Raw genomic sequence first — 1746 nt, forward strand, 5'->3', positions numbered from 1 at the left:
CGAGCTCGGGCACTTCAGCCCGTGGTCGTGGTGGCCGATCCTGCTCGCCGGTGCGACCGGCCTCTGCTTCCTCGGTGTCGCAGCCGGCCTCTGGATCGTGCCGATCGGGCTCGCCTGCGTGGCCGTCACCCTCGTCGGCTGGGTCTACGAGTACTACCGCGGCAACTTCGGTCACTGACCGGACCCGCAGCGCACCTGACATTCGGGCGGCACCACACCGGTGCCGCCCGAAGTGCGTCCGGACACGAACTCCCCGACCCGTTCGGGAATCAACCAGTCCGCCCACGGCTTGGCCTCAAGCGGACCACCCCCACACCAGCGAAAGGAGTCACCTCCGGTGACCGACAAGCGCACTCTCATCATCTTCGGCGCGACGGGCGACCTCGCCTCCCGCCTGCTGCTGCCGGGCCTCGGCACGTTCCTGCAGAGCGGTCGAGCGGTCCCCGTCCAGCTCATCGGCACGGGCCGCAGTGCCCGCAGCGAGGAGCAGTGGAAGGACGTCGTCACGAAGTCCTTCGCGTCGCAGGACGTGAAGGGCCCGGAGGTCGACGCGACCCTCGCCTCGACGCAGTTCATCCAGGGTGACCCGACCGACCCCGAGCACCTCAAGGCGCTCTTCGCCGCGGCTGACGCCGAGCCGATCCTCTACTTCGCGCTCCCGCCGCAGATCGCGTCCGACATCTGCGAGGCCCTCCAGCAGGTCGAGCTCCCCGAGGGCACCACCCTCGCGTTCGAGAAGCCCTTCGGCACCGACGTCGCGAGCGCCCGTGCCCTCAACGAGACGGTCCTCAAGCTGGTGCCGGAAGAGCGAGTGCACCGCACCGACCACTTCCTCGGTCGCACCACGGTCCTCAACATCATCGGCCTGCGCTTCGCGAACCGCCTGTTCGAGCCGATCTGGAACGCCGAGAACATCGAGAAGGTCGACATCTTCTACGACGAGACCCTCGGTCTCGAGAACCGCGCCCAGTACTACGACGAGGCCGGCGCGATGGTCGACATGATCCAGTCGCACCTGCTGCAGATCCTCGGCATCGTGACGATGGACGCCCCGTCGGACATCGACGCGGTCGAGTTCCGCTCGTCGCTGGCGCGGGTGCTCCGCTCCACCGAGCTCAAGGGCGGCGACCCGAAGGTCGCCTCGCGTCGTGCCGTCTACACGGCCGGCACGATCGACGGCAAGGAGCTGCCGTCGTACCAGGACGAGGACGGCGTCGACAAGTCGCGCCAGACGGAGACGCTCGCCGAGATCTCGGTCGAGGTCGACACCGCGCGCTGGAAGGGCGTCCCGTTCACGCTGCGCTCCGGCAAGGCCCTCGGCGCCAGCCGCAAGGAGGTCCTGATCACCTTCAAGCCGGTGACGCGCCTGCCCTCCGGCCTCTCGGGTCGCCCGAAGACGGACACCCTCCGCATCGTGCTCAACCCGGACGAGATCGAGCTGACGGTGTCGGCGAACGGTGGTGGCAACCCCTTCGAGATGGGCCAGGTCACGCTGTCCTCGTCCTTCGCGGACGGCGAGCTGACCCCCTACGGCGAGGTCCTGAACGGGATCTTCCACGACGACCCGCTGCTCTCGATCCGCGGTGACGTGGCCGAGCGCTGCTGGGAGATCGTCGGGCCGGTCGTCGACGCCTGGAAGGCGGACCAGGTCCCGCTCGAGGAGTACCGCGCGGGTTCGCGCGGCCCGGCGGACTGGGAGTCCTCGTCCTGACGGACGTGACGTCGGCGCCCTGATCGGCGCTGCTG

The 1746-nt window shown here is 69.1% G+C and carries 2 protein-coding genes; both read left to right on the plus strand.

Features of this window, described 5'->3' with window-relative positions:
* Window positions 1-178: aa3-type cytochrome oxidase subunit IV (gene ctaF, locus I5E_RS21625; protein WP_022906999.1), on the plus strand; the 178-nt coding region annotated here is incomplete at its 5' end.
* A gap of 159 nt (window positions 179-337) precedes the next feature.
* Window positions 338-1711 (plus strand): glucose-6-phosphate dehydrogenase, encoded by a 1374-nt coding sequence (locus I5E_RS10805; RefSeq protein WP_022907000.1) that lies wholly within the window; start codon window positions 338-340, stop codon window positions 1709-1711.
* Window positions 1712-1746: the final 35 nt, after the last annotated feature.

It is taken from the genome of Curtobacterium sp. B18 (genome assembly GCF_000333375.1).
GTDB lineage: Bacteria > Actinomycetota > Actinomycetes > Actinomycetales > Microbacteriaceae > Curtobacterium.